At 45.4% G+C, this 20,306-nt stretch carries 21 protein-coding genes and 1 pseudogene; 18 read left to right on the forward strand and 4 right to left on the reverse strand.

From position 1 onward, the window contains the following. Window positions 1–127 (reverse strand): annotated as a pseudogene (locus AACX68_RS18705) (IS982 family transposase); the annotation flags it as partial. Between the two features lie 69 nt (window positions 128–196). Here AACX68_RS18705 and AACX68_RS18710 point away from each other — a divergent pair. Beyond that, entirely contained in the window at window positions 197–613 is a 417-nt protein-coding gene (locus AACX68_RS18710; protein ID WP_339389384.1) for a nucleotidyl transferase AbiEii/AbiGii toxin family protein, read from the forward strand. 79 nt (window positions 614–692) lie between these two features. Here the strand turns inward: AACX68_RS18710 and paaZ are convergent, their stop codons facing one another. Next, the gene (gene paaZ, locus AACX68_RS18715; RefSeq protein WP_228860110.1) at window positions 693–2,756 is read right to left on the reverse strand and encodes a phenylacetic acid degradation bifunctional protein PaaZ; all 2,064 of its coding nucleotides are present in this window, start codon (window positions 2,754–2,756) and stop codon (window positions 693–695) included. A 327-nt stretch (window positions 2,757–3,083) separates the two neighbouring features. Here paaZ and paaA point away from each other — a divergent pair, with 327 nt between their 5' ends. From paaA to AACX68_RS18775, 13 genes are all read left to right on the forward strand, one after another. Next, window positions 3,084–4,037: a 1,2-phenylacetyl-CoA epoxidase subunit PaaA gene (paaA, locus tag AACX68_RS18720; RefSeq protein WP_228860111.1), complete on the forward strand. Its 954-nt coding sequence runs from the start codon at window positions 3,084–3,086 to the stop codon at window positions 4,035–4,037. A gap of 39 nt (window positions 4,038–4,076) precedes the next feature. After that, a complete protein-coding gene (gene paaB, locus AACX68_RS18725; RefSeq protein WP_228860112.1) occupies window positions 4,077–4,364 on the forward strand; it encodes a 1,2-phenylacetyl-CoA epoxidase subunit PaaB in 288 nt (95 codons plus the stop codon). Window positions 4,365–4,380: 16 nt separating this feature from the next. Further along, window positions 4,381–5,184 carry a 1,2-phenylacetyl-CoA epoxidase subunit PaaC gene (gene paaC / locus AACX68_RS18730; RefSeq protein WP_228860126.1) on the forward strand — a complete coding sequence of 268 codons (804 nt, stop codon included), beginning with the start codon at window positions 4,381–4,383 and terminating at the stop codon, window positions 5,182–5,184. A 51-nt stretch (window positions 5,185–5,235) separates the two neighbouring features. Then, complete coding sequence (paaD, locus tag AACX68_RS18735) at window positions 5,236–5,787, forward strand: 1,2-phenylacetyl-CoA epoxidase subunit PaaD (protein WP_304957243.1); 552 nt, start codon at window positions 5,236–5,238, stop codon at window positions 5,785–5,787. Between the two features lie 11 nt (window positions 5,788–5,798). Next, the gene (gene paaE, locus AACX68_RS18740; RefSeq protein WP_228860113.1) at window positions 5,799–6,914 is read left to right on the forward strand and encodes a 1,2-phenylacetyl-CoA epoxidase subunit PaaE; all 1,116 of its coding nucleotides are present in this window, start codon (window positions 5,799–5,801) and stop codon (window positions 6,912–6,914) included. A 55-nt stretch (window positions 6,915–6,969) separates the two neighbouring features. Beyond that, window positions 6,970–7,743: a 2,3-dehydroadipyl-CoA hydratase PaaF gene (paaF, locus tag AACX68_RS18745; protein WP_228860114.1), complete on the forward strand. Its 774-nt coding sequence runs from the start codon at window positions 6,970–6,972 to the stop codon at window positions 7,741–7,743. Between the two features lie 3 nt (window positions 7,744–7,746). Next, on the forward strand, window positions 7,747–8,550 hold the full coding sequence (paaG, locus tag AACX68_RS18750) for a 2-(1,2-epoxy-1,2-dihydrophenyl)acetyl-CoA isomerase PaaG (RefSeq protein WP_228860115.1): 804 nt from the start codon (window positions 7,747–7,749) through the stop codon (window positions 8,548–8,550). Between the two features lie 8 nt (window positions 8,551–8,558). Continuing rightward, a complete protein-coding gene (locus tag AACX68_RS18755; protein ID WP_228860128.1) occupies window positions 8,559–10,226 on the forward strand; it encodes a 3-hydroxyacyl-CoA dehydrogenase in 1,668 nt (555 codons plus the stop codon). Beyond that, window positions 10,219–10,710 (forward strand): hydroxyphenylacetyl-CoA thioesterase PaaI, encoded by a 492-nt coding sequence (gene paaI / locus AACX68_RS18760; RefSeq protein ID WP_228860116.1) that lies wholly within the window; start codon window positions 10,219–10,221, stop codon window positions 10,708–10,710. The genes AACX68_RS18755 and paaI overlap by 8 nt, the downstream gene beginning before the upstream one ends. Next, window positions 10,707–11,921, forward strand: a complete 1,215-nt coding sequence (gene pcaF / locus AACX68_RS18765; protein ID WP_228860117.1) for a 3-oxoadipyl-CoA thiolase — start codon at window positions 10,707–10,709, stop codon at window positions 11,919–11,921. Before paaI ends, pcaF begins: the two co-directional genes overlap by 4 nt. A gap of 64 nt (window positions 11,922–11,985) precedes the next feature. Further along, window positions 11,986–13,329 (forward strand): phenylacetate--CoA ligase PaaK, encoded by a 1,344-nt coding sequence (gene paaK / locus AACX68_RS18770; RefSeq protein WP_228860118.1) that lies wholly within the window; start codon window positions 11,986–11,988, stop codon window positions 13,327–13,329. Then, a complete protein-coding gene (locus AACX68_RS20220) occupies window positions 13,322–13,597 on the forward strand; it encodes a transposase family protein (protein WP_370630309.1) in 276 nt (91 codons plus the stop codon). The genes paaK and AACX68_RS20220 overlap by 8 nt, the downstream gene beginning before the upstream one ends. Window positions 13,598–13,946: 349 nt before the next feature. Continuing rightward, on the forward strand, window positions 13,947–14,093 hold the full coding sequence (locus AACX68_RS18775) for a hypothetical protein (RefSeq protein WP_228860119.1): 147 nt from the start codon (window positions 13,947–13,949) through the stop codon (window positions 14,091–14,093). A gap of 415 nt (window positions 14,094–14,508) precedes the next feature. On the opposite strand, the gene AACX68_RS18780 is transcribed toward AACX68_RS18775, so the two are convergent. Next, window positions 14,509–15,438 (reverse strand): LysR family transcriptional regulator, encoded by a 930-nt coding sequence (locus AACX68_RS18780; protein WP_228860120.1) that lies wholly within the window; start codon window positions 15,436–15,438, stop codon window positions 14,509–14,511. A 134-nt stretch (window positions 15,439–15,572) separates the two neighbouring features. Between AACX68_RS18780 and AACX68_RS18785 the strand changes: the two genes are divergently transcribed. Together AACX68_RS18785 and AACX68_RS18790 are read left to right on the forward strand one after the other, a co-directional pair. Further along, window positions 15,573–16,772: an MFS transporter gene (locus AACX68_RS18785; protein ID WP_228860121.1), complete on the forward strand. Its 1,200-nt coding sequence runs from the start codon at window positions 15,573–15,575 to the stop codon at window positions 16,770–16,772. After that, the gene (locus tag AACX68_RS18790; protein WP_228860122.1) at window positions 16,765–17,784 is read left to right on the forward strand and encodes a hypothetical protein; all 1,020 of its coding nucleotides are present in this window, start codon (window positions 16,765–16,767) and stop codon (window positions 17,782–17,784) included. The genes AACX68_RS18785 and AACX68_RS18790 overlap by 8 nt, the downstream gene beginning before the upstream one ends. A gap of 247 nt (window positions 17,785–18,031) precedes the next feature. Here AACX68_RS18790 and AACX68_RS18795 read toward each other — a convergent pair whose 3' ends face one another. Beyond that, window positions 18,032–18,214, reverse strand: a complete 183-nt coding sequence (locus AACX68_RS18795; protein ID WP_228860123.1) for a hypothetical protein — start codon at window positions 18,212–18,214, stop codon at window positions 18,032–18,034. Here AACX68_RS18795 and AACX68_RS18800 point away from each other — a divergent pair. Both AACX68_RS18800 and AACX68_RS18805 read left to right on the forward strand, forming a co-directional pair. Continuing rightward, window positions 18,213–19,847, forward strand: a complete 1,635-nt coding sequence (locus tag AACX68_RS18800; RefSeq protein ID WP_228860124.1) for an FAD-dependent oxidoreductase — start codon at window positions 18,213–18,215, stop codon at window positions 19,845–19,847. The two genes, AACX68_RS18795 and AACX68_RS18800, sit on opposite strands and share 2 nt — an antisense overlap. Continuing rightward, window positions 19,838–20,038: a DUF2783 domain-containing protein gene (locus AACX68_RS18805; protein WP_228860125.1), complete on the forward strand. Its 201-nt coding sequence runs from the start codon at window positions 19,838–19,840 to the stop codon at window positions 20,036–20,038. The genes AACX68_RS18800 and AACX68_RS18805 overlap by 10 nt, the downstream gene beginning before the upstream one ends. Window positions 20,039–20,306 lie beyond the last annotated feature (268 nt).

The raw sequence follows: 20,306 nt of genomic DNA on the forward strand, positions 1-20,306 counted from the left end.
TGGGATACATGCGGCCTTGTCTGCGGCGCAGGCGGTATCCGTTATCGAGACAAAACTGCGCCCACTGGGGGATGAAAAGACGACAAAAGTCGTCGACATCGCAGAAAATTTCAACTAACTTGTCCATGGCCTGTTCCTCCCCGGAGTCGTTTTAGGCTTTCACCAAAACTTTGCTCCTGGAACAGGCCTCTCGTCAATTTCTTATCCAGAATTCAGGTTACATGTAGAAACCTTAGATGAAATAATGGCGGATAAATTGATTTCATTACCTGCTACCAGAAATTATGTACGCCATCGTGACATTTGGGATTTGGTTTGGTTACAACAACAAAATGCCAAATTAAATACTGATTTGGTGATGAAAAAAATCGCTGACTACAAGCTAATAAACTTTACTACTTTATTAGAGCTTCGCCTTCAGTCCTTACCTGAAATCATCACAGGTAAAGCATTTGTCGCCGAAATGGAGCGCTTTCTGCCCAGTGATACCTTTACACGCACTTTGGGAAATAAGAAATTTATCCCTTACTTAATCTCAAACTTAAAAGAGTTATTTCAAAAACTACAAAATTCACTCTCCGAAAATGATAACCAACCCAAATTCAGAATGTAAAAAATAGCCTGAGGGATACCACTTATATTGTTTTTCACCTCAGGCACTCTCTTATTCAGAAAAGGCTAACAAGTACAGATCAAACATAATCCCTCAATTGCCGTTCCACCAGCGTGAGAATGCTGTAAAGCGCGACAGGCTGTTGCTCCTGATTTAAAACCTGTACATCCCACATAACGACACCATGTGGTTTATCATCCGGCGTTTTCTGCACTTTCTTGATCTTCTTCTTACAGGTCAGCCGAACCTGAATCGTATCGCCAATCTTCACTGGCTCAATAAAGCGCAGGTTTTCCATGCCATAATTCGCCAGTACCGGCCCAACGGGTGCATCGACGAATAAGCCGGCGGCGGCAGAAACAACAAAATAGCCATGTGCTACACGCTCACCGAACAGGGATTCAGCCGCGCCAATTTTATCCATATGAGCATAGAAATGATCACCACTCAGGCAGGCAAAATTGACGATATCTGCTTCCGTCACTGTCCGGCGGGCGGTTAGCAGACTTTCCCCGATTTCAATTTGTTCGAAATATTTACGGAACGGGTGGACAGGATCTTCCTTCACTTTTGCGCCACGTACCCACTCACGGCCAATTGCTGCCAGCATACTTGGGCTGGCCTGAATTGCCGTACGCTGCATATAGTGTTTCACAGCACGTAACCCGCCAAGCTCCTCACCACCACCAGCGCGCCCCGGCCCGCCATGCACCAGCATAGGTAACGGAGAACCGTGTCCGGTTGATTCGGCAGAAGCTGCTTCATCCAGAATCAGCATACGGCCATGAGCACAGGCTGTTGCACGGATGACCTGCATCGCAATCTGCTCATCTGACGTGACCAGCGAACCCACCAGACTTCCCTGACCCATTAAAGCCAGCTCAATCGCCTGTCCAGTCTCCTGATATGTCATCAGGGTGGAAACCGGGCCGAAAGCTTCTGTTTCATGTACAGCCTGATTGGTCATCGGATCTGCACAATAAAGCAGAGTTGGCGGGTAAAATGCCCCATTACTGTTCGTCTTATCTGCCAGTTGCAGTTTAGCTAAAGAGCCACCATGCAATAATTCACAACCACTTTGTAGCAGTAAATCCACTTTGGACTGAACTTCATCGCGCTGTTCAAGGCTGATCAATGACCCCATACGGACATCAGGCAAAGCCGGATCGCCCACCACAACACCGGACAAACGTTTCATCAACGCCTGCTTAACCGATTCAAGCTGGCTTTCCGGTACAATAATACGCCGGATGGCAGTACACTTTTGCCCTGCCTTCACGGTCATTTCACGGACAACTTCCTTAATAAATACACCAAATTCCGGCATATCCGGCGTCACATCATCCCCCAGAATACAACAGTTGAGAGAGTCAGCTTCCATCGTAAACGGAATGGATTTTTCAATCAGACGAGGATGGGACTTCAATTTATGTCCGGTCTGGGCTGAGCCGGTAAAAGTTACCGCATCCTGATAGTCGAGATGATCAAACAGATCGCCAATTCCGCCACAGATCAACTGCAATGCGCCTTCCGGAACCAAACCACTGTCGAGGATCAGTTTCACCATTGCCTGTGTTAACTGTGCTGAAGCGGTCGCGGGTTTAATAATGGCCGGCATGCCCGCCATCCAGGTCGGTGCCAGTTTTTCCAGCATCCCCCAGCAAGGGAAGTTAAATGCATTAATGTGCAGAGCCACGCCGGGACGGGAAGTCAGAACATGACGAGCGACAAACTGGGACTGTTTGGAAAGTGGGATCATCTCATCTTCCGGCCACAACACATCATCCGGTAGCTCACGCCCTGCCAGACCCGCATAGGAAAATAGCGTTGCAATGCCCCCTTCAATATCTACCCAGCCATCCGAGCGGGTCGCTCCGGTTTCTGCCGAGATAGCATATAAAGCTTCTTTATTGGCAAGCAGATGCTTTGCAACGGCTTTCATCATCTGGGCACGTTGCTGGAATGTCATGGCTGAGAGTGCTTTTCCACCTTTTTCTCTGGCATATCTAAGGCTATCAGCCAGTGGCAGATCATCTGAACAGACCTGATACAGCGCTGCACCACTTACTGCATGGTGAATAGTTCTGGCGTTACCGTTTCCATAAACCCACTCACCACAAATATAACTGGTCAATTGTTGCATTTTTTTCTCCGCTGATATCATTAATGAATCACCATTAAAACAATATGCAATATTTATGTATCACATAATCCAGACAAAAAACCACCCAAAAAATTAACAAAAGCAAACATTTTCTGGGCTCTGCATATCAATCCCCTTACTTATCCATAACAATAAAAATTAATTACAACTTTTTGAAAAATAAATAACATAAATTGTGATGAGCTCAACAAATATACAAATAAAACGTTTGATATTTTTGTTATCAATTTGTAGATTTAAGGTTGCATTAAGTGATTCGTTTTTACTATATTTTTAAAAAAATAAGAATCATATGTGGAGCGTTATATGACAACTGATCAACCGGATCATCAACGACAGGCGCATTTTGACGCCAAGATCGAGGCAGATATCACCATTGAAGCTAAGGATTGGATGCCCGATGCCTATCGCCAAAATCTGATACGTCAGATCGGTCAACACGCACACTCGGAAGTTGTCGGCATGTTACCGGAAGCCAACTGGATCACCCGTGCCCCAACCCTGCGGCGCAAGGCTGTATTACTGGCAAAAGTGCAGGATGAGGCAGGCCACGGGCTTTATCTCTACAGCGCCGCAGAAACACTGGGCTGTACTCGTCAGGACATCTATCAGAAATTGCTGGATGGAACGATGAAATATTCGTCAATTTTCAACTATCCCACCTTGAGCTGGGCAGATATTGGCGTCATTGGCTGGCTGGTGGACGGTGCTGCAATAGTCAATCAGGTCGCTCTGTGTCGTGCCTCTTACGGCCCTTATGCCCGCGCTATGGTGAAAATCTGTAAAGAAGAGAGCTTCCACCAGCGTCAGGGATATGAAGCGGTTACCGTGCTGGCAAAAGGGAGTAAAACTCAGCGGGCCATGCTACAGGATGCCATTAATCGGTTCTGGTGGCCGACGTTGATGATGTTCGGCCCTAATGACAGTGATTCCCCCAACAGCGCCCAGAGTATGGCCTGGAAAATTAAACGGTTTAGTAACGATGAGCTGAGACAAAAATTCATCGATAACACCGTTCCCCAATTAGAGGCACTGGGTATGACAGCCCCTGATCCTGAACTGGCCTGGGATGAAACAACAGGGCATTACCGCGTTGGTGAAATCAACTGGGACGAATTCAATCAGGTGATCAAAGGCCACGGCATATGTAACCACGAACGTCTGGAAGCCAAACGCCGGGCATGGGAAAACGGAAGCTGGGTACGTGAGGCTGCTTCCAGCCATGCCAGAAAAATGGCTGCCAAAAAACAGGCTGCTTAGTCCACTGTATTTAATAATCGATGAAAACGGAGGCAAGATATGAACAATACCGATTGGCCACTGTATGAAGTCTTTGTTCGCAGTAAGCAGGGGCTGGCTCATCGTCATGTCGGCAGCCTCCATGCAGCGGATGATCAGATGGCGCTGGAAAATGCACGTGATGCTTATACCCGACGTAACGAAGGCTGCTCTATCTGGGTGGTGAAATCCATCTATTTGGTTGCATCACAGCCGGAGGATCGCGGCGCTTTTTTTGAACCTTCGGAAGACAAGATTTACCGTCATCCGACGTTCTACACGATCCCTGACGGCATCAAGAATATGTAAGGGGGGAAATATGAACATGCCTCATACCGCTTCCCTCGATCATAACCTTTTCAACCATAATCTTTTTAACTACGTACTGCGTCTCGGAGACAGTCCGCTAATTCTGGCGCAGCGCCTGTGCGAGTGGTGTGGTCACGCGCCAGAACTGGAAATTGATTTGGCTCTGGCTAACATCGGTCTCGATTTACTGGGTCAGGCTCGCCATTTTCTCAGCTATGCCGCCACACTTGACGGAACTGATGCTGAAAAAAATAGAGAAAGTGATGAAGACCGGCTGGCTTTTGGGCGTGATGAGCGGGAGTTCCACAATCTTCTGCTGGTGGAGCAACCTAATGGAGGCTTTAACGATACGCTGGTGCGCCAGTTTTTTATCGATGCCTATCACGTCTTACTCCATCAGGCATTAGGGCAGAGCCGTGATACCCAATTAGCCGCCATCAGCAATAAGTCATTAAAAGAGGTGGAATATCACCTGCGTTTCAGCCGTGGCTGGATGATCCGTCTGGGGGATGGCACAGAACAGAGCCATAAGAAAATGCAGCAGTCTGTCAATCAACTGTGGCGCTTTACCGGCGAACTTTTCCATTGCGATGAAGTAGAGCAGCAACTTGCTGAGGCTGGCATTGCGGTTGATCCCAGGACACTGCATGAACCGTGGCAGCAAATGGTCAAAGACACCTTTGCTCAGGCCACGCTGGAAATACCACAGGAAACTCCGTACCGGCAGGGCGGCAAGCAAGGGCGGCATACAGAACATCTCGGATACATACTGGCAGAAATGCAGTTTTTACAGCGGGCATATCCAGACAATAACTGGTGAGCGCAGCCAACAAAGAGGCAGCTCGAAAGACGAAGGGTATAGGAGGGTAGGATGGAGCAGCAACTCAGTTCCTTGCAATCAATAGCGTTGCAATCAATAGCGTTGCAGCAACCCGAAATCCACCAGATCTGGCAGTGTCTGCATCAGATTGCCGACCCAGAACTGCCGACGTTATCGATCACCGATCTCGGTATGGTACGGGAAGTTACCGCTTTCCAGAATGAGCAGAACGGTCAGAAGGGGTGGCAAGTGGTATTCACCCCCACTTATTCAGGCTGCCCGGCCACGGACTTTCTCATTAATGAAATCCGGACAACACTGGCTCAGTCCGGTTTTTCCCCTGTACATATTAACGTAAGCCTAAGCCCGGCATGGACGACTGACTGGATGAATGCCGATGCCAGACAGCGTCTGCGGGAATCCGGTATCGCGCCACCACAGGGAGCAGCCTGTGAAAAACCCGCAGACACCGCATCCATTACCTGCCCGCGTTGTGGCAGCCATCAGACAGAAAAAATCAGTGAGTTTGGTTCCACCGCGTGCAAAGCACTTTATCGCTGTCAGCACTGTCTGGAACCTTTCGATTATTTCAAATGTATTTAAGGGAGCAGCAGATGGCTATTCTTCCTCATCCCGGTTCTCAACAAAAGCAGTCTCACCGAACACAGTTTCATCGCTTACGCATTGCTGCTATTGAACAGGAAACGCCAGATTCTGTCGCAGTCACACTGAATATTCCCGATGAACTGAAAGAGTATTTCCACTATCAGCCGGGTCAGCACCTGACACTTAAGGCTGAGGTTAACGGGGAAGAACTGCGCCGCTGCTACTCCATCTGTAGCTCACCACTGGATGACACACTACAAATTGGTGTCAAAGCTATCTATCAGGGGCGATTCTCTACCTTTATTAACCAACAATTGAAAGTTGGGGATGAGCTGGATGTCATGCAGCCACAAGGTAATTTTGGTCATCCCCCTGATACCAGCAAGCCGGGAAATTATCTGGCGATTGCAGCCGGTTCAGGCATTACGCCTATCCTGTCGATTATCAAAAGCACACTGGCTCTGGAGCCAGACAGTACTTTTACGCTGATTTATGGCAACAGTACCAGCCGCTCTGTGATGTTCAGGGAAGCACTGGCTGATCTCAAAAACCGCTACCTGCAACGTTTTCAGGTCATGTATCTATTCAGTCAGGAAACCACTGACAGCCCGCTACTCAACGGTCGTATCAATACCGAAAACCTGCTGCGGATCGGCAAGATACTGCTTAATTTTTCCCAGTTTGATCACGCTTTTCTTTGTGGGCCTGAAACGATGCTGGATGATGCCAAATCAGCACTTGAACAGGCGGGTATGACGCCTGAACACATCCATAGTGAACGTTTCAATACCGGTAACCATCCTCTCTATACCAATTCCCATCCTGCCAGTCTGGCTGGACGCAATGAAACGAGTGTCGAAATTCATTTAGATGGCCGCACTCTGAATATTGTGATGAATACTGAGGATAACAGCATTCTTGATGCGGCCCTGCGTCAGGGCGCAGATTTGCCCTACGCCTGTAAAGGTGGTGTTTGTGCCACCTGTAAATGCCGGCTCAAATCCGGTGAAGTGGATATGGGTGTGAACTACAGCCTTGAACCGGATCAACTGGCCGCCGGTTATATTTTAAGCTGCCAGTCATGGCCGAAAGGCGATGGTGTTGTTGTTGATTTTGATGTCTGAAATCTCTCATTAATCAGAAATATTCCAGAGATAAGAGTGCAAATCAGGAGATACCATGAATCAGGAATGGGTTTTAAGTCTTCAACAACAGCGGGTACGCACACTGACCCTCAACCGCCCGGAAGTACGCAACGCTCTCAGCAATGACTGTCTGGAACTTCTCGTACAACGTCTGGAGCAGGCAGATGCCGATGCCGGAACCGGTGTCATTATCATTACCGGTTCACTACGCTGCTTCGCCGCCGGGGCTGACCTTAAAGAACTACAGCAACAAACTGTTGCCAGCGCAATAACTGACCGTCGCCCTCAGCTCTGGCAACGACTGAACAATATCAGCAAACCGATGATAGCCGCCGTTAATGGTTATGCCCTCGGCGCGGGCTGTGAACTGGCACTGGCCTGTGATCTGGTGATTTGTGGTGAAAACGCCAGTTTTGGACTGCCGGAAATCACGCTGGGGTTAATGCCGGGAGCGGGCGGAACACAGCGGCTTATCCGCAGTGTAGGCAAAGCCCTTGCCAGCCAGATGATCTTAACCGGCGAAGCCATTAACGCTCATCAGGCGCAACAGGCAGGGTTAGTGAGTGAAATTTGCATCGATAACCTGACGTTGAAACGTGCACAACAGATAGCAGACCGTATCAGTGAATTTTCGCCGCTGGCTTTGCGGGCGGCCAAGGCTGCGCTCAAGACTGCATACGAAACCAGCCTGTCACAAGGGCTGTCCGCTGAACGACAACATTTTGTTGCCTTAGCAGGTACAGCCGATCGTCAGGAAGGTATTTCAGCCTTCCTTGAAAAACGTAAACCGACATTTAAAGGATGCTAGTAGATGGAAAATGAAAATATACCCACGATACTCACTGAAGTGAAAGCAGGTGTCCTTAGCATTAAACTCAATCGTCCAAAACTGATAAACAGTATCAACGAGGAAATGCACCTGCAACTCAGTGAAGCACTGCAAATCGCAGAACAGGATGAATCAGTGCGCTGTGTACTGATTTCAGGGGCCGGACGTGGTTTCTGTGCCGGTCAGGATTTAAATGATCGTAGTTCTGTTATCAACGTAGGTGGCGTTCCTGATCTCGGCTATTCCCTTGAAACTTACTATAACCCGCTAATCCGCCGTCTGACCACCCTTCCCAAGCCGGTGATTTGCGCTGTTCATGGCGTGGCGGCGGGAGCGGGTCTTTCCCTTGCTATGGCGGGTGACATTGTGCTCGCGTCCCGCAATACCACCTTTATTCAGGCTTTTTGTCGTATTGGCCTGACACCGGATGCAGGCGGCAGTTGGTTCCTGCCTCGTAAAATTGGTCATGCCCGCGCGATGGGAATGGCAATGCTGGGAGACAAAATCAGTGCTGAACAGGCAATGGAGTGGGGCATGATCTGGCAGGTCTTTGAACCTAAAGAACTGGAAGAAAAAGCATGGGAAATCGCCCAGCGTCTGGCCTCTCAGCCGACAGTCTCCCTTGCGTGCATCAAGAAATCCACTTACGCCGCCGCAACCAATACGTTGGATCAGCAGCTTGAACTTGAGCGCGATCTACAACGCCAGTGCGGGCATACAGAAGATTTTCAGGAAGGCATCCGGGCGTTTATGGAAAAGCGCGAACCACAGTTTAAAGGAAAATAAATATGAATATGCCAGTACATCATCGTCCGACATTCAGTGATTCAACAGCTAACGAATCAATTCCAGAAGGCCCAATCGCTGTTATTGGCGCGGGAACGATGGGTATCGGCATTGCTCAGGTTGCAGCACTAGCAGGGCATTCCGTCCTGCTATTTGATGCGAATGTTGAAGCCGCACAACGAGCACTGGATACACTCCACACCCGCCTGCATCAGCGTGTCACAGCAGGTAAAGCCGATGCAGACAAAACTCAGGCGCTGTTACAACGCATCACTCTGGTTGACTCATTACAGGCATTGACTCCCTGTATACTGGTAATTGAAGCAATTATCGAACAGCTCGAAGCCAAACAAAAACTATTCCACCAGCTGGAATCTCTGTGTTCAGAACAAACCATTTTTGCCAGTAATACCTCATCGCTGTCGATTACGGCTATTGCCCGTGTTCTGAGTAAACCTCAACGCATGGCCGGGCTACACTTTTTCAACCCTGCTCCGCTAATGAAACTAGTGGAGATCGTGCAAGGTCTGGAAACCTGCCCACAAATCATCGCAACTCTTAAATGCCTCATGATCAACTGGCAAAAACAGCCCGTCATTTGCCGCTCTACACCCGGTTTTATCGTCAACCGCATTGCGCGACCTTTTTACGCCGAAGCCCTGCGCGCACTGGAAGAACAGATTGCATCTCCGGCGACACTGGATGCGGTCATAAAGGATTCCGGCGGCTTTGCTATGGGGCCATTACAACTGACTGATCTAATCGGACAAGACGTCAATTACGCCGTTACTGAATCCCTGTTTCATGCTTTCTACGGTGATCCCCGCTTTCAGCCATCATTACGACAAAAAGAACTGGTAGAAGCTAATCATCTGGGGCGCAAAAGTGGTCGGGGGTTTTATGTCTATTCCGACACTAATAATGCAGAAAAGAATAGTGCAGATAAAAAGCTGCAATTATTTCCTGCGACTGATGAAATGCAAGCCACTGAGCCAATCACATCAGCACAAATAAATGCGAACGGAAACTGGTCTACCCTGCCGCATTTTGCCGCTCTGTTACAGGAAAAGTTGCAGGAAAACGGGGTATCCTGCGGGGAAAAATGCAATATCCCATTACCTTCACCTGCATTACAGATTGATGATGTTCTCTTTATGCTGGCAACCGGCAAAACCAGCTCCCAGCTGGCTGATGAAATTCAGGCTCCGGTCGTGCAGTTTGATCTGTCAGCCAACTATCATGCTGCTCCGATAATCACAATAAGTGCAGCCTGCCAGAACACTCAACAACAAACGGCAAAAATCGCCCGTTTTCTCTATTCCCTCGGCAAGCAGGTCATTTTACTGCCGGATTATCCGGCCATGCTGACGATGCGGACTGTGGCCATGCTGTGTAACGAAGCACTGGATGCGCTTAATAAAGGCATTGCCAGCGCCGAAGATATCGATCTGGCAATGTGCCGCGGTGTGAATTATCCCATCGGGCCACTGGCATGGGGAACTCAGCTCGGCTGGCAGCATATTTTCAATACACTGGAAAACTTACGACAGTTTTACGGGGAAACCCGTTATCGTCCGTCGCCCCTACTTCGGCAGCTCGCGGCGGGCCATGTCACATTACAGTCTCCATCTCTCCGGCAACATGAATATCAACATAAGAAGAAAGATCATGCCTAATAAAACGAAGACTTCCCCGAAGCAACTTGCCCGAAACTGTATTGAGACCATGTATACCAAAGATGCCTGTGCTAATCATATGGGAATGCAGATTGACTATATCGATATCGGGATCGCTCAGTTAAGCATGACCATTGTACCTACCATGCTTAACGGCCATAAGACCTGTCATGGTGGCATTATATTCAGTCTGGCAGATACCGCATTCGCCTATGCCTGTAACAGTGAGGGAATTGCGGCTATCGCTTCCGGCTGTAATATTGATTTTATCCATCCGGTTTTTAATGGTGACCGGCTTACTGCTAACGCGTCAGTGCAGCATCAGGGCAAAACTAACGGGTTATATGACGTCAAAATTACCAATCAGAATGGCAAAACTGTCGCCTTTTTCCGTGGTCACTCCCACCGTCTGGGTCATTCTGTTTTAGAAGAACCCGCCAAAGCAACGACTCCTACTAAAGCGATCAGGAAAGAAAAATCATGAACCATGCATTTATTTGTGACGGAGTGCGTACACCTATTGGCCGTTATGGTGGAGTCCTCGCCAGCCTGCGCCCTGATGATCTGGCCGCTCTGCCACTACGGGCATTGCTGGCACGTTATCCCGGACTGGACTGGCAAGCGATTGATGATGTCATTCTCGGTTGTGCAAATCAGGCGGGTGAAGATAACCGCAATGTCGCTCGCATGGCGACATTGCTGGCTGGCCTGCCATATTCCGTTCCCGGCACAACTCTCAACCGGTTGTGTGGCTCAGGTCTGGATGCACTGGCTTTTGCTGCCCGCAGTATCAAAGCAGGTGAAGCTCAGTTGATGCTGGCTGGTGGTGTGGAATCCATGACCCGCGCCCCATTAGTGATGGGAAAAGCGGAAACGGCTTTCAGCCGTCAGGCGCAGATATTTGATACCACCATTGGCTGGCGTTTCATTAATCCGCTGATACAGAAACAATTCGGTACAGATTCGATGCCGGAAACCGCAGAAAACGTTGCGGCTCTATTTGATATCAGCCGGGACGCTCAGGATGCTTTCGCGCTGCGCAGCCAGCAACGTACCGCTAAAGCGCAGCAACAAGGCATTCTGGCTGAAGAGATCATCCCTGTTACCCTGCCTGACCGCCGGAAAAAAGGGGAAAACACGATTATTTCACAGGATGAACATCCCCGCCCTGACACAACCTTAGAGCAGTTACAAAAGCTGAAAACACCATTCCGGACCGAAGGCACCGTCACTGCCGGTAATGCTTCCGGCGTCAATGACGGAGCCGCCGCCCTGATTATCTCTTCAGAAGCCGCAGCATTAAAACACGGGCTGACACCTAAAGCGCGTATTGTGGCAACCGCCACCAGCGGTGTTGAGCCGCGCATTATGGGGATCGGGCCACTATCAGCCACGAGCAAAGTGTTAGCTCTTACCGGACTGAGTCTGAATCAGATGGATGTGATCGAATTGAACGAAGCCTTCGCAGCTCAGTCACTGGCAGTAATGCGCCAGTGGGGATTATCGGATGATGCAGAACATGTGAACCCGAATGGCGGTGCGATAGCACTGGGGCATCCGCTGGGAATGAGTGGTGCCCGACTTGCACTGACAGCAACGCTTGAACTGGAACGGCGAGCCGGACGCTACGCCTTATGCACCATGTGCATCGGCGTTGGTCAGGGAATTGCCATGATTATTGAACGTATTTCATAACCAACACCTGCATATAACAATAAAAACAGCCTGATACAGTTCAACCAACAAAAGGGCGGGAACTATGAGCAACAACGTACACCACCTCAACTCAAGCTTCACTCAACATCCCGAAGCCAGTCTCGATTCTATTGAATTTGCTTCACGCGATGAAATTCAGGCACGACAATTTAAGCAGATGAAATGGACATTGCATCATGCCTATAACAACGTGCCAATGTATCGCCGTAAATTTGATGCGATTGGTATTCACCCCAGTGATTTCCGGCAGCTTGAGGACATCGCTAAATTTCCTTACACTACCAAACAGGATCTGAGGGATAACTACCCTTTTGATACCTTTGCTGTTCCGATGGAAAAAGTCGTGCGTATCCATGCTTCATCCGGAATAACAGGGCGTCCGACCGTTGTTGGCTATACCCAGCAGGATATTGACAACTGGGCTGATCTGATCGCCCGTAGCCTGCGTTTTGCCGGAGCAACAGCTAAAGACAAAATACATGTCGCTTACGGTTACGGCCTGTTCACCGGCGGTCTGGGAGCACATTACGGCGCTGAGCGTCTGGGAGCTACCGTGATCCCGATGTCTGGCGGACAGACAGAAAAACAGGCACAGCTGATCTGCGACTTTAAACCCGATGTCATTATGATGACGCCCTCTTACTGCCTGACACTATTGGATGTATTGGAACGCCAAATGGGAGGCGATGCCAGACAATGCTCTCTGCGGGTCGGTATTTTCGGGGCTGAGCCGTGGACAGAAGGGCTGCGGCATGAAATTGAAACTCGTATGGGCATCAAAGCGCTGGATATTTATGGTTTGTCAGAAATCATGGGGCCGGGTGTCGCCATGGAATCACTGGAATATGCCGATGGTTCGACTATTTGGGAAGACCATTTTTATCCGGAAGTGATCGATCCTGACAACCTGAATATATTACCGGACGGCGAGAATGGTGAGCTGGTTTTCACCACACTCACCAAAGAAGCCATGCCGATGATCCGCTACCGTACCCGTGACCTGACACGTCTGTTACCGGGAACTGCCCGCAATATGCGGCGTATGGACAGGATCACCGGACGTTCCGACGACATGCTCATCATCCGCGGCATCAATGTCTTTCCATCACAGGTAGAAGAACAAATCACACGTTTCAGTGAACTGTCGCCACATTATCAGCTGGAAGTGGACCGCGTTGGGAATTATGACAGCCTGTCCGTCAAGGTCGAACTGAAAGATCCGGCACAACTGAGTATCCAGCAACGTTGCGATATCTGCCACCAATTACGCCATCACATTAAAGCCATGATAGGGATCAACACCGAAGTCAGTATAGTCAACTGTGGGGATATACCGCGCTCCGAAGGAAAAGCTATTAGAGTGATCGATAATCGCATTCATGATTAGCTTATCGCGGTATAGTAATAACGGATATCTCATTTATCCGCGTGTTAACCGAACTAAACAGTATGTACTCATCGATATTCTGACCATCTCGATTTGTACCGTGATCTGTAGCTGTGAAGGCTTCAATGCGATTGAAAAATATAGTAAATCCAAAGAAGATTGGTTTCGACAATTTCTGGAGCTTCTTAATGGTATCCTCAGCTATGATACGTTTAACGATGTGATAAACCGGCTTGATCCTCAAGAATTTGGACACGTGTTTACCTAATGGGAGAACAGCTTAGCTAAACTCTCTAATGACACTATCGAGTTGGATGGTAAAACGTTGCGGGAACGCTCGATAAAGCCAATGACGCTTCGGCTGACCATCTAATCAGCACCTGGTCAGCCGTGAATCAACTCTGCTTTGGTCAGATGGAAGTTTCGGATAAATCGAACGAAGTCACCCCACCCCCTAAATTGCTGGCTTTGTTGGATAATTGAAGGGGCTACTGGAAGGAAACTGATGTGTCTAAGGGGAACATAGACGTATAGAACAGCAGCAGGTATGACTGGTCAGTGATGTTAACTGGCTGAAAGAACGCCATCCGCAATGGAAAACGTTGGGCGGAATTACCGTGGTTGAATCTCATCGAAAAATCAAAGGGAAAGCGGAGATGTATGAACAACGCTACTACATCACCAGCCATCAGGCCAAGACCGCCCAGTTTATAGCATATGCAATACGCTACCATTGGCACCTTGAATCGAAATTACACTGGTAGTTGGATGTGAGTTTCCATGAAGATAAAAACTGTCTGAGAAGTGGATACGGTGCAAAAATATAGCTTTAATGAATAAAGTCGCGTTAAATCTGCTGAAAAACAAGAAAACAGTTAAGGTAAGTCTTAAAACCAAGCGATATAAAGCAGGCTGGGATAATAGCTATCTGCTGAAAGTCCTTACGGTGAGTTTTCCATCAGTATAATGTAGACCCGTTTGCCCTGAATGAAGATGGGTATATCTGGAAAATATTTTTAAAAGAGTTAATTGAATAATCGATTGTTTAGTTTATTTCTCTTAGAGCTAGAGAAATTTTCTTATCAGTGCATACGCGATCCTAAGATCAATATTGAATTAATTCACATGAGCTGCATCTTTTCTATTTTATGCTTGGACGTTCTATTTCGGTATATTTGTTTAAAAACTGTTTGGTTCATTCCAAGGTGATTGTGTGATAAAACTTTTGGCTAAAGCATCCACTACTACCCGTACTTTTGGCGACAAATGTTTATTTTGGGGCCATACAGCATGAATTGGGAATCCTAGGGTCTGGAAATCAGGTAGTAATCTTACCAACTGCCCATTGTCCAAATAACTGGATACTAACCAGTTTGATAACAGCGAAATTCCATGGCCATGTAGTGTGGCATCCAATATTGTTTCACTATGGTTGGAACTAATACGTCCTTGAATTAGGATAGATTGAGTATTGTTTTGTTCATCAATAAAATACCAAGGAAGGGGACGATTGCCACTTATGAAAGTAATACATTGATGATTTGTCAAATCATTTATTACTTGAGGATAGCCAAATTTTTTTAAATATTGTGGGCTTGCACATACCACTGATTTTTGCATCCCTAAGTTTTTTGCTACAAGGGTTGCACTTTCATCCAATTGACCGATCCTTATGACTAAATCTACACCATCCTCAATTAAATTAATCCGGCGATCAGTTAAGGTTACATCTAACTCAAGTTCAGGATATTTTTCCGTTATGTCCAAAAGTATTGGCATAACCCATTTTTTTCCAAAGACTACTGGCATGTCAATACGTAATTTTCCTGATGGTGAGACTTTACGTGTTGAAATATCTAATTGAGCATTTTCAAGCTCAGTTAAAGCGCGTGAACACCCTTGACTATATACGAGGCCTTCATCTGTTAGGCTTAATTGCCGGGTGGTTCGATTAAATAAACGCACGCCAAGACGATTTTCTAACCGAGAAATACTTTTGGCTACGCCAGACTTTGACATGTGGAGTCTTTCCGCTGCAAGCGTAAAACTCCCTGCCTCCACGACATACAGAAAAATAATGGTATAACGAAAAGGATCGGTATATGTCATTTTTTAAAACCTAATTGACGACTTATTGTCAACTAACTTATGAGGAACCTGTTATATACCATACAGTGATTTTTAAATAAAATAGAAAAATAATCTCGTATTCTAATGTATTAGGTGGGATGAGGAATAATTTCATGAATTCACATGCTAACTTTAGTATTGTGTTATCGCAAAAGCTCTTATTTCTATTGGCCCTAGGTGCTGGGCTTGGCGTTGCGAATGTATATTATCTTCAACCTGCCTTACATCTTATACAAATAGAATTTGATGTTGGAGCTGAACGTATTGGCTTAGTACCGACGCTAACGCAAATTGGCTATGCTGCCGGTATGTTATTTCTTGCCCCGTTGGGTGATGTTTTCTCCAGAAGAAATATGATTTTTACTAAATCATTATTTCTTGCATTGGCACTTATTTTTTCTGCCTTAACTCCTAACCTTAGTTCATTGGTCATTGCTGGGATTATGATTGGGCTGCTAAGTAGTGTTGGACAAGATTTTATTCCAGTTGCAGCTCAATTATCCCCTGAATCTCGAAGAGGTTATGTAGTTGGTATTGTTACTACTGGTTTATTAATCGGCATATTGTTATCACGAGCCTTGGGGGGATTAATATCAGACTTTTTGGGATGGAGATGTATGCAACTTATAGCAGCAGGACTAATGATTATCATAGCCTTACTCGCCCGACGTAATTTGCCTGTTTTACCTCCTGTTCTTAGCAATACTACATACAATAAATTACTTAAGAGCTTATGGGACCTATGGCGACAACATCGTTCACTAAAGCTTGCCGTAATGACCCAAGCCTTATTAGCTTCAACACTCGGTGCTTTTTGGTCTACTTTAGCTATGGTTCTTGCATCCGCTCCTTATAACCAAAGCGCAAGTATAGCTGGTGCTTTTGGGATTGCAGGTGCTGCCGGAGCACTCGGTGCGTCTATTTTTGGGCGATTTGCAGATAAAAAAGGGCCGCTCTTAGCGATACGATTAGGGTGTGGTTTAGTATTTGTTACATTCATAGGAATGTGGCTTTTATCTGGTTCATTAGTCACTCTTGCCATAGGAGCAATGACATTTGATTTGGGAGTAATGGCAGCTTTGGTTTCCCACCAGTTTATAGTTAATAGTATAGACCCTAATGCTCGTAGTAGATTAAATGGTTTACTTATGACAGGAGCTATGTGCGGCATGGCTGTTGGTGCTGCAATTGGGAGTTTTTCATGGGCCAATTTTGGTTGGAGCGGTCTATGTGCCTTTTGTTTGTGTGCTAGCCTATTGGGGTTAGCACTTTCATTATTCCACAATAACAATGGAGCATTTAAACATGGCTAACTATGTTGAAGAGCAGCTAATTCGCCCCCCCTATATTAAGGCTAGACCGGGTACTCATGAGCCATTAATAGTATTGTGTTCTTTTCTTTCTCGAGCAGATAATACACCTTTATCAGAAAGAAGCCGTGCCGATGGGCATATTTTAGATCACGATGGCAATGTCATCCCTGATCCATCAGCATCTCCTTCAGACAATGCATTCGAAGGAAAACCTAATATAAACTTTGAACATTGGGGAGAATACTGGCGAAAAGTGCACGGAGTTCGTTTTATTCACCCTGAAACGGATGTGGATGCCAATATCTTGGAGAAACTTGTTCGTTATGATCAGTTACATCGTTTAGCTGCTGGTCCAACTGGAACAGATACAATACCTTATAGAGTTCCTGTGGATGAATGTAGAAAATTATGGCCCACAGTTATTGGTCATATTAAATCGTATAATCGTCCAAGTTGGGATGGTATTGCCTATTTAAACTTCTCAAGAAAAGATGATATTCCATTCTTGCTAAGTAGTGAACGAGTAATAAAAAAAATCCTACCAGAAGATAAAGTTATTTTCCGTGATATTGCTCCACTCCTATCAAAACAATATATAGTAATTCCTAGCGAATGTGGAAATGAGGGAGTCATATTAGTTAAAACTCATCAGAGGCGTTCAAATATTGAGAGAACTGAGTTCCAAAAATGGTGGTTAGAAGAATATGCCCCAGAATTATATAAAAGAAATGAGGAAAGAAAATTTATAAAACGGTATGTTCAGTTGCATAATATTGGACCTTCGGCAGAGGGACAACCATTCTATCACGAATATACTTCTTCTCTTGATGGCGTGTCATTATTAAGTTTTTCAAATATAAATGATTTAGAAGACTATCTGAGAAGCCCTCTTTATCAGGATTTGGCAAATCTTGAAGCTGAGAAGAACGAGGCTACTGAATATTGGACTTCCACTTTTATTACTCTTGTGAATCGTATCTACCCAGAATATTCAACTTACAAAGATAAATAGAGGTTAGTAACAATAATGGGTAGCTACTACTATTTTTAACTAAAGTTTTATAGCAATCACCATCACCAAGCAGACCATCAGAAATACTGGTAGTCTGCTTGGTGATGGTGAACAGATTATAAATGGGATAAAATAAAGGATTATTACTTAAGATTTTGTATATTAATCTGAATCAATACACTCAATAATCTGTATACGAGAAGTGGTAAGAAGTAATTAAATCAACAAGAAAGCGGATAGAAAAATATTAATCTTTTTCATCTCTTAGGTTTGCCTCGTTTATAATCGCAGTTAGTACTCGTTGTGTTGCCTGAATGTCAGCAGGATTTGCATCACCCAAAAGAGAACTAATAAATTCCCTTAAGACTTGTTCGAGTTCTGTAGCAACATGACGACCTGCAGCAGTTAAAACAATCAGAGGTGGTAACATGTATAAATATCCACGCTTTTCTATTTCCGAACCTCCTAAAAGTGGACGAGACCAAAATCATTCAGTGACTATCGTTGGTGCTGGTTTAGTCGGTCTAACACTAGCCTTGGATCTTAGTCTGCGTGGTATACACGTTGTAGTCTTGGATGAGAATAACTCAGTGGCTGATGGGTCACGAGCCATCGTTTTCGCACGCCGTTCTCTAGAAATATTATCTCGATTGGGGCTTGGTAATCGTCTAATGGCTAAGGGAGTAGCATGGAAAACTAGCACAATATATCTTAAAGATACCCCACTTTTTTGCAGCTCAATTGAGGAATATAACGAAACTGAGTATCCAGCATTTTTAAACTTGCAACAATATTACGTTGAGGAATGGCTTGTGGAAGCTTGTATGGCCACCGGTTATGTTGATTTTCGTTGGAAGCATAAAGTTATAAAAATAAATCAATCTCATGATCATGTTGATTTATTTATAGAAACACCTAATGGAAATTATTCCTTCAGTACAAATTGGCTATTAGCATGTGATGGTGCTAAGTCATTTATACGCCGCTCGCTCAATTTACCATTTATAGGTCAGGTCTTTCAGGATAAATTTCTCATCGTTGATATCAGGATGAAATCTTCACTTCCTGCAGAGCGTCGTTTCTGGTTTTCACCATCATTTCATCCAGACCGATCAGTTCTGATCCATAAGCAGCCTGATGATATTTGGCGTGTTGACTTTCAACTTGGATGGCAAGCGAATACCGAAATTGAATGTCAAAAGGAACGTATCCTTTCTAGGTTAAAGTGTATGTTTGGTGATACGACCAATATTGAGGTAGTTTGGTCGAGTATTTATACTTTTCAATGTCGCCGTATCGAAAATTTCGTTCATAATAATATAATTTTTGTAGGTGACTCAGCTCACCAAGTAAGCCCATTTGGTGGTCGAGGGGGCAACGGAGGTATTCAAGATGCAGATAATCTGGCTTGGAAACTCACTGCGATCCTATCGGGGATTTCTGACAAACGGCTTCTAGAAACCTACAATTATGAGCGTTGTGCGGCTGCTGATGAAAATATACTTAACTCAACTAGAAGCGCTGAATTCATCACTCCGAAAAACCAAAGTGCTTTAACTTACCGTGATGCGGTGCTTACTCTTGCTAGAACTAGTGAATTTGCACGTAAAATGGTTAATTCTGGGAGGCTATCTACACCAAGTATATTGAAATCCAGCCCACTCAATTATATCAACGATTTCTCGGAAAAAGCACGGTTACCTCTTGGAGGGCCGGCACCCGATATGCCATTACAAAAAAATGGCATATCAGATTGGATATTACACTACATTGGAGGGAATAATTTCACACTTATGACTCGCCCATTAAACCATGATAAACAGGCACCAGCCAAAATTACATTAAGTAATTATCCACCAACACAAAGTTTACCAATTGAATTAATTGACTCAAAAAATCTCCTGGATAGTAGGTATGGAATTCACCCTGGTGGAGTAATGCTTTTTCGCCCAGATCAGCATCTATGCGCCTATCTCATAAATCCTACTCCTATAGAGCTTGAGCTTGCTTATATCACTGCTCTTGGGAAATACCTCAATGAGGAAGTACGAAAATGTGTCTAAACATAACTGCTTCTAAAATCTCAAATGATGAGCTTTTCACACTGCTTGTTCAAGCACATGTACAGTTAAGTGAAAATGAGTCACGACAACTGGATGCTAGTCTAGTTTTACTATTGGCAAATCATATTAATTCAATAGAAATTGTCAAGGAAGCTATTAAATATGCTAGAAATTCACTTATTTCTAAATAAAAATTAATTTTTAGTGGAATGTGGCTTTTATGGTGATTTGATCTTGTTAGATTTATTATCATGAGATATATTCTTTAGAGATGAAACTCGATAAAATGATCTCACACAAACTTTCATTTTTAAGTGATAATATAATTTCTTACCAGAAAAATCCTAGAGAGAAATAGCTGAGTTATTAAAAGACAGTTTCCATTTAGGTATATAAGCGAAGCTCTACCAATATCCTCTAGAAACTAAATTTTAGTTGGAAAGTTGATTTGTTTTAATG

This window comes from Xenorhabdus sp. PB61.4 (assembly GCF_963894935.1).
Lineage (GTDB): Bacteria > Pseudomonadota > Gammaproteobacteria > Enterobacterales > Enterobacteriaceae > Xenorhabdus > Xenorhabdus stockiae.

What these genes read in the sequence shown, in the direction of transcription:
- paaZ (WP_228860110.1), bottom strand. Translation starts at nt 2,756, where the DNA reads ATGCAACAATTGACCAGTTATATTTGTGGTGAGTGGGTTTATGGAAAC.
- paaA (WP_228860111.1), top strand. Translation starts at nt 3,084, where the DNA reads ATGACAACTGATCAACCGGATCATCAACGACAGGCGCATTTTGACGCC.
- paaB (WP_228860112.1), top strand. Translation starts at nt 4,077, where the DNA reads ATGAACAATACCGATTGGCCACTGTATGAAGTCTTTGTTCGCAGTAAG.
- paaC (WP_228860126.1), top strand. Translation starts at nt 4,381, where the DNA reads ATGCCTCATACCGCTTCCCTCGATCATAACCTTTTCAACCATAATCTT.
- paaD (WP_304957243.1), top strand. Translation starts at nt 5,236, where the DNA reads ATGGAGCAGCAACTCAGTTCCTTGCAATCAATAGCGTTGCAATCAATA.
- paaE (WP_228860113.1), top strand. Translation starts at nt 5,799, where the DNA reads ATGGCTATTCTTCCTCATCCCGGTTCTCAACAAAAGCAGTCTCACCGA.
- paaF (WP_228860114.1), top strand. Translation starts at nt 6,970, where the DNA reads ATGAATCAGGAATGGGTTTTAAGTCTTCAACAACAGCGGGTACGCACA.
- paaG (WP_228860115.1), top strand. Translation starts at nt 7,747, where the DNA reads ATGGAAAATGAAAATATACCCACGATACTCACTGAAGTGAAAGCAGGT.
- AACX68_RS18755 (WP_228860128.1), top strand. Translation starts at nt 8,559, where the DNA reads ATGCCAGTACATCATCGTCCGACATTCAGTGATTCAACAGCTAACGAA.
- paaI (WP_228860116.1), top strand. Translation starts at nt 10,219, where the DNA reads ATGCCTAATAAAACGAAGACTTCCCCGAAGCAACTTGCCCGAAACTGT.
- pcaF (WP_228860117.1), top strand. Translation starts at nt 10,707, where the DNA reads ATGAACCATGCATTTATTTGTGACGGAGTGCGTACACCTATTGGCCGT.
- paaK (WP_228860118.1), top strand. Translation starts at nt 11,986, where the DNA reads ATGAGCAACAACGTACACCACCTCAACTCAAGCTTCACTCAACATCCC.
- AACX68_RS20220 (WP_370630309.1), top strand. Translation starts at nt 13,322, where the DNA reads ATGATTAGCTTATCGCGGTATAGTAATAACGGATATCTCATTTATCCG.
- AACX68_RS18780 (WP_228860120.1), bottom strand. Translation starts at nt 15,438, where the DNA reads ATGACATATACCGATCCTTTTCGTTATACCATTATTTTTCTGTATGTC.
- AACX68_RS18785 (WP_228860121.1), top strand. Translation starts at nt 15,573, where the DNA reads ATGAATTCACATGCTAACTTTAGTATTGTGTTATCGCAAAAGCTCTTA.
- AACX68_RS18790 (WP_228860122.1), top strand. Translation starts at nt 16,765, where the DNA reads ATGGCTAACTATGTTGAAGAGCAGCTAATTCGCCCCCCCTATATTAAG.
- AACX68_RS18800 (WP_228860124.1), top strand. Translation starts at nt 18,213, where the DNA reads ATGTATAAATATCCACGCTTTTCTATTTCCGAACCTCCTAAAAGTGGA.
- AACX68_RS18795 (WP_228860123.1), bottom strand. Translation starts at nt 18,214, where the DNA reads ATGTTACCACCTCTGATTGTTTTAACTGCTGCAGGTCGTCATGTTGCT.
- AACX68_RS18805 (WP_228860125.1), top strand. Translation starts at nt 19,838, where the DNA reads ATGTGTCTAAACATAACTGCTTCTAAAATCTCAAATGATGAGCTTTTC.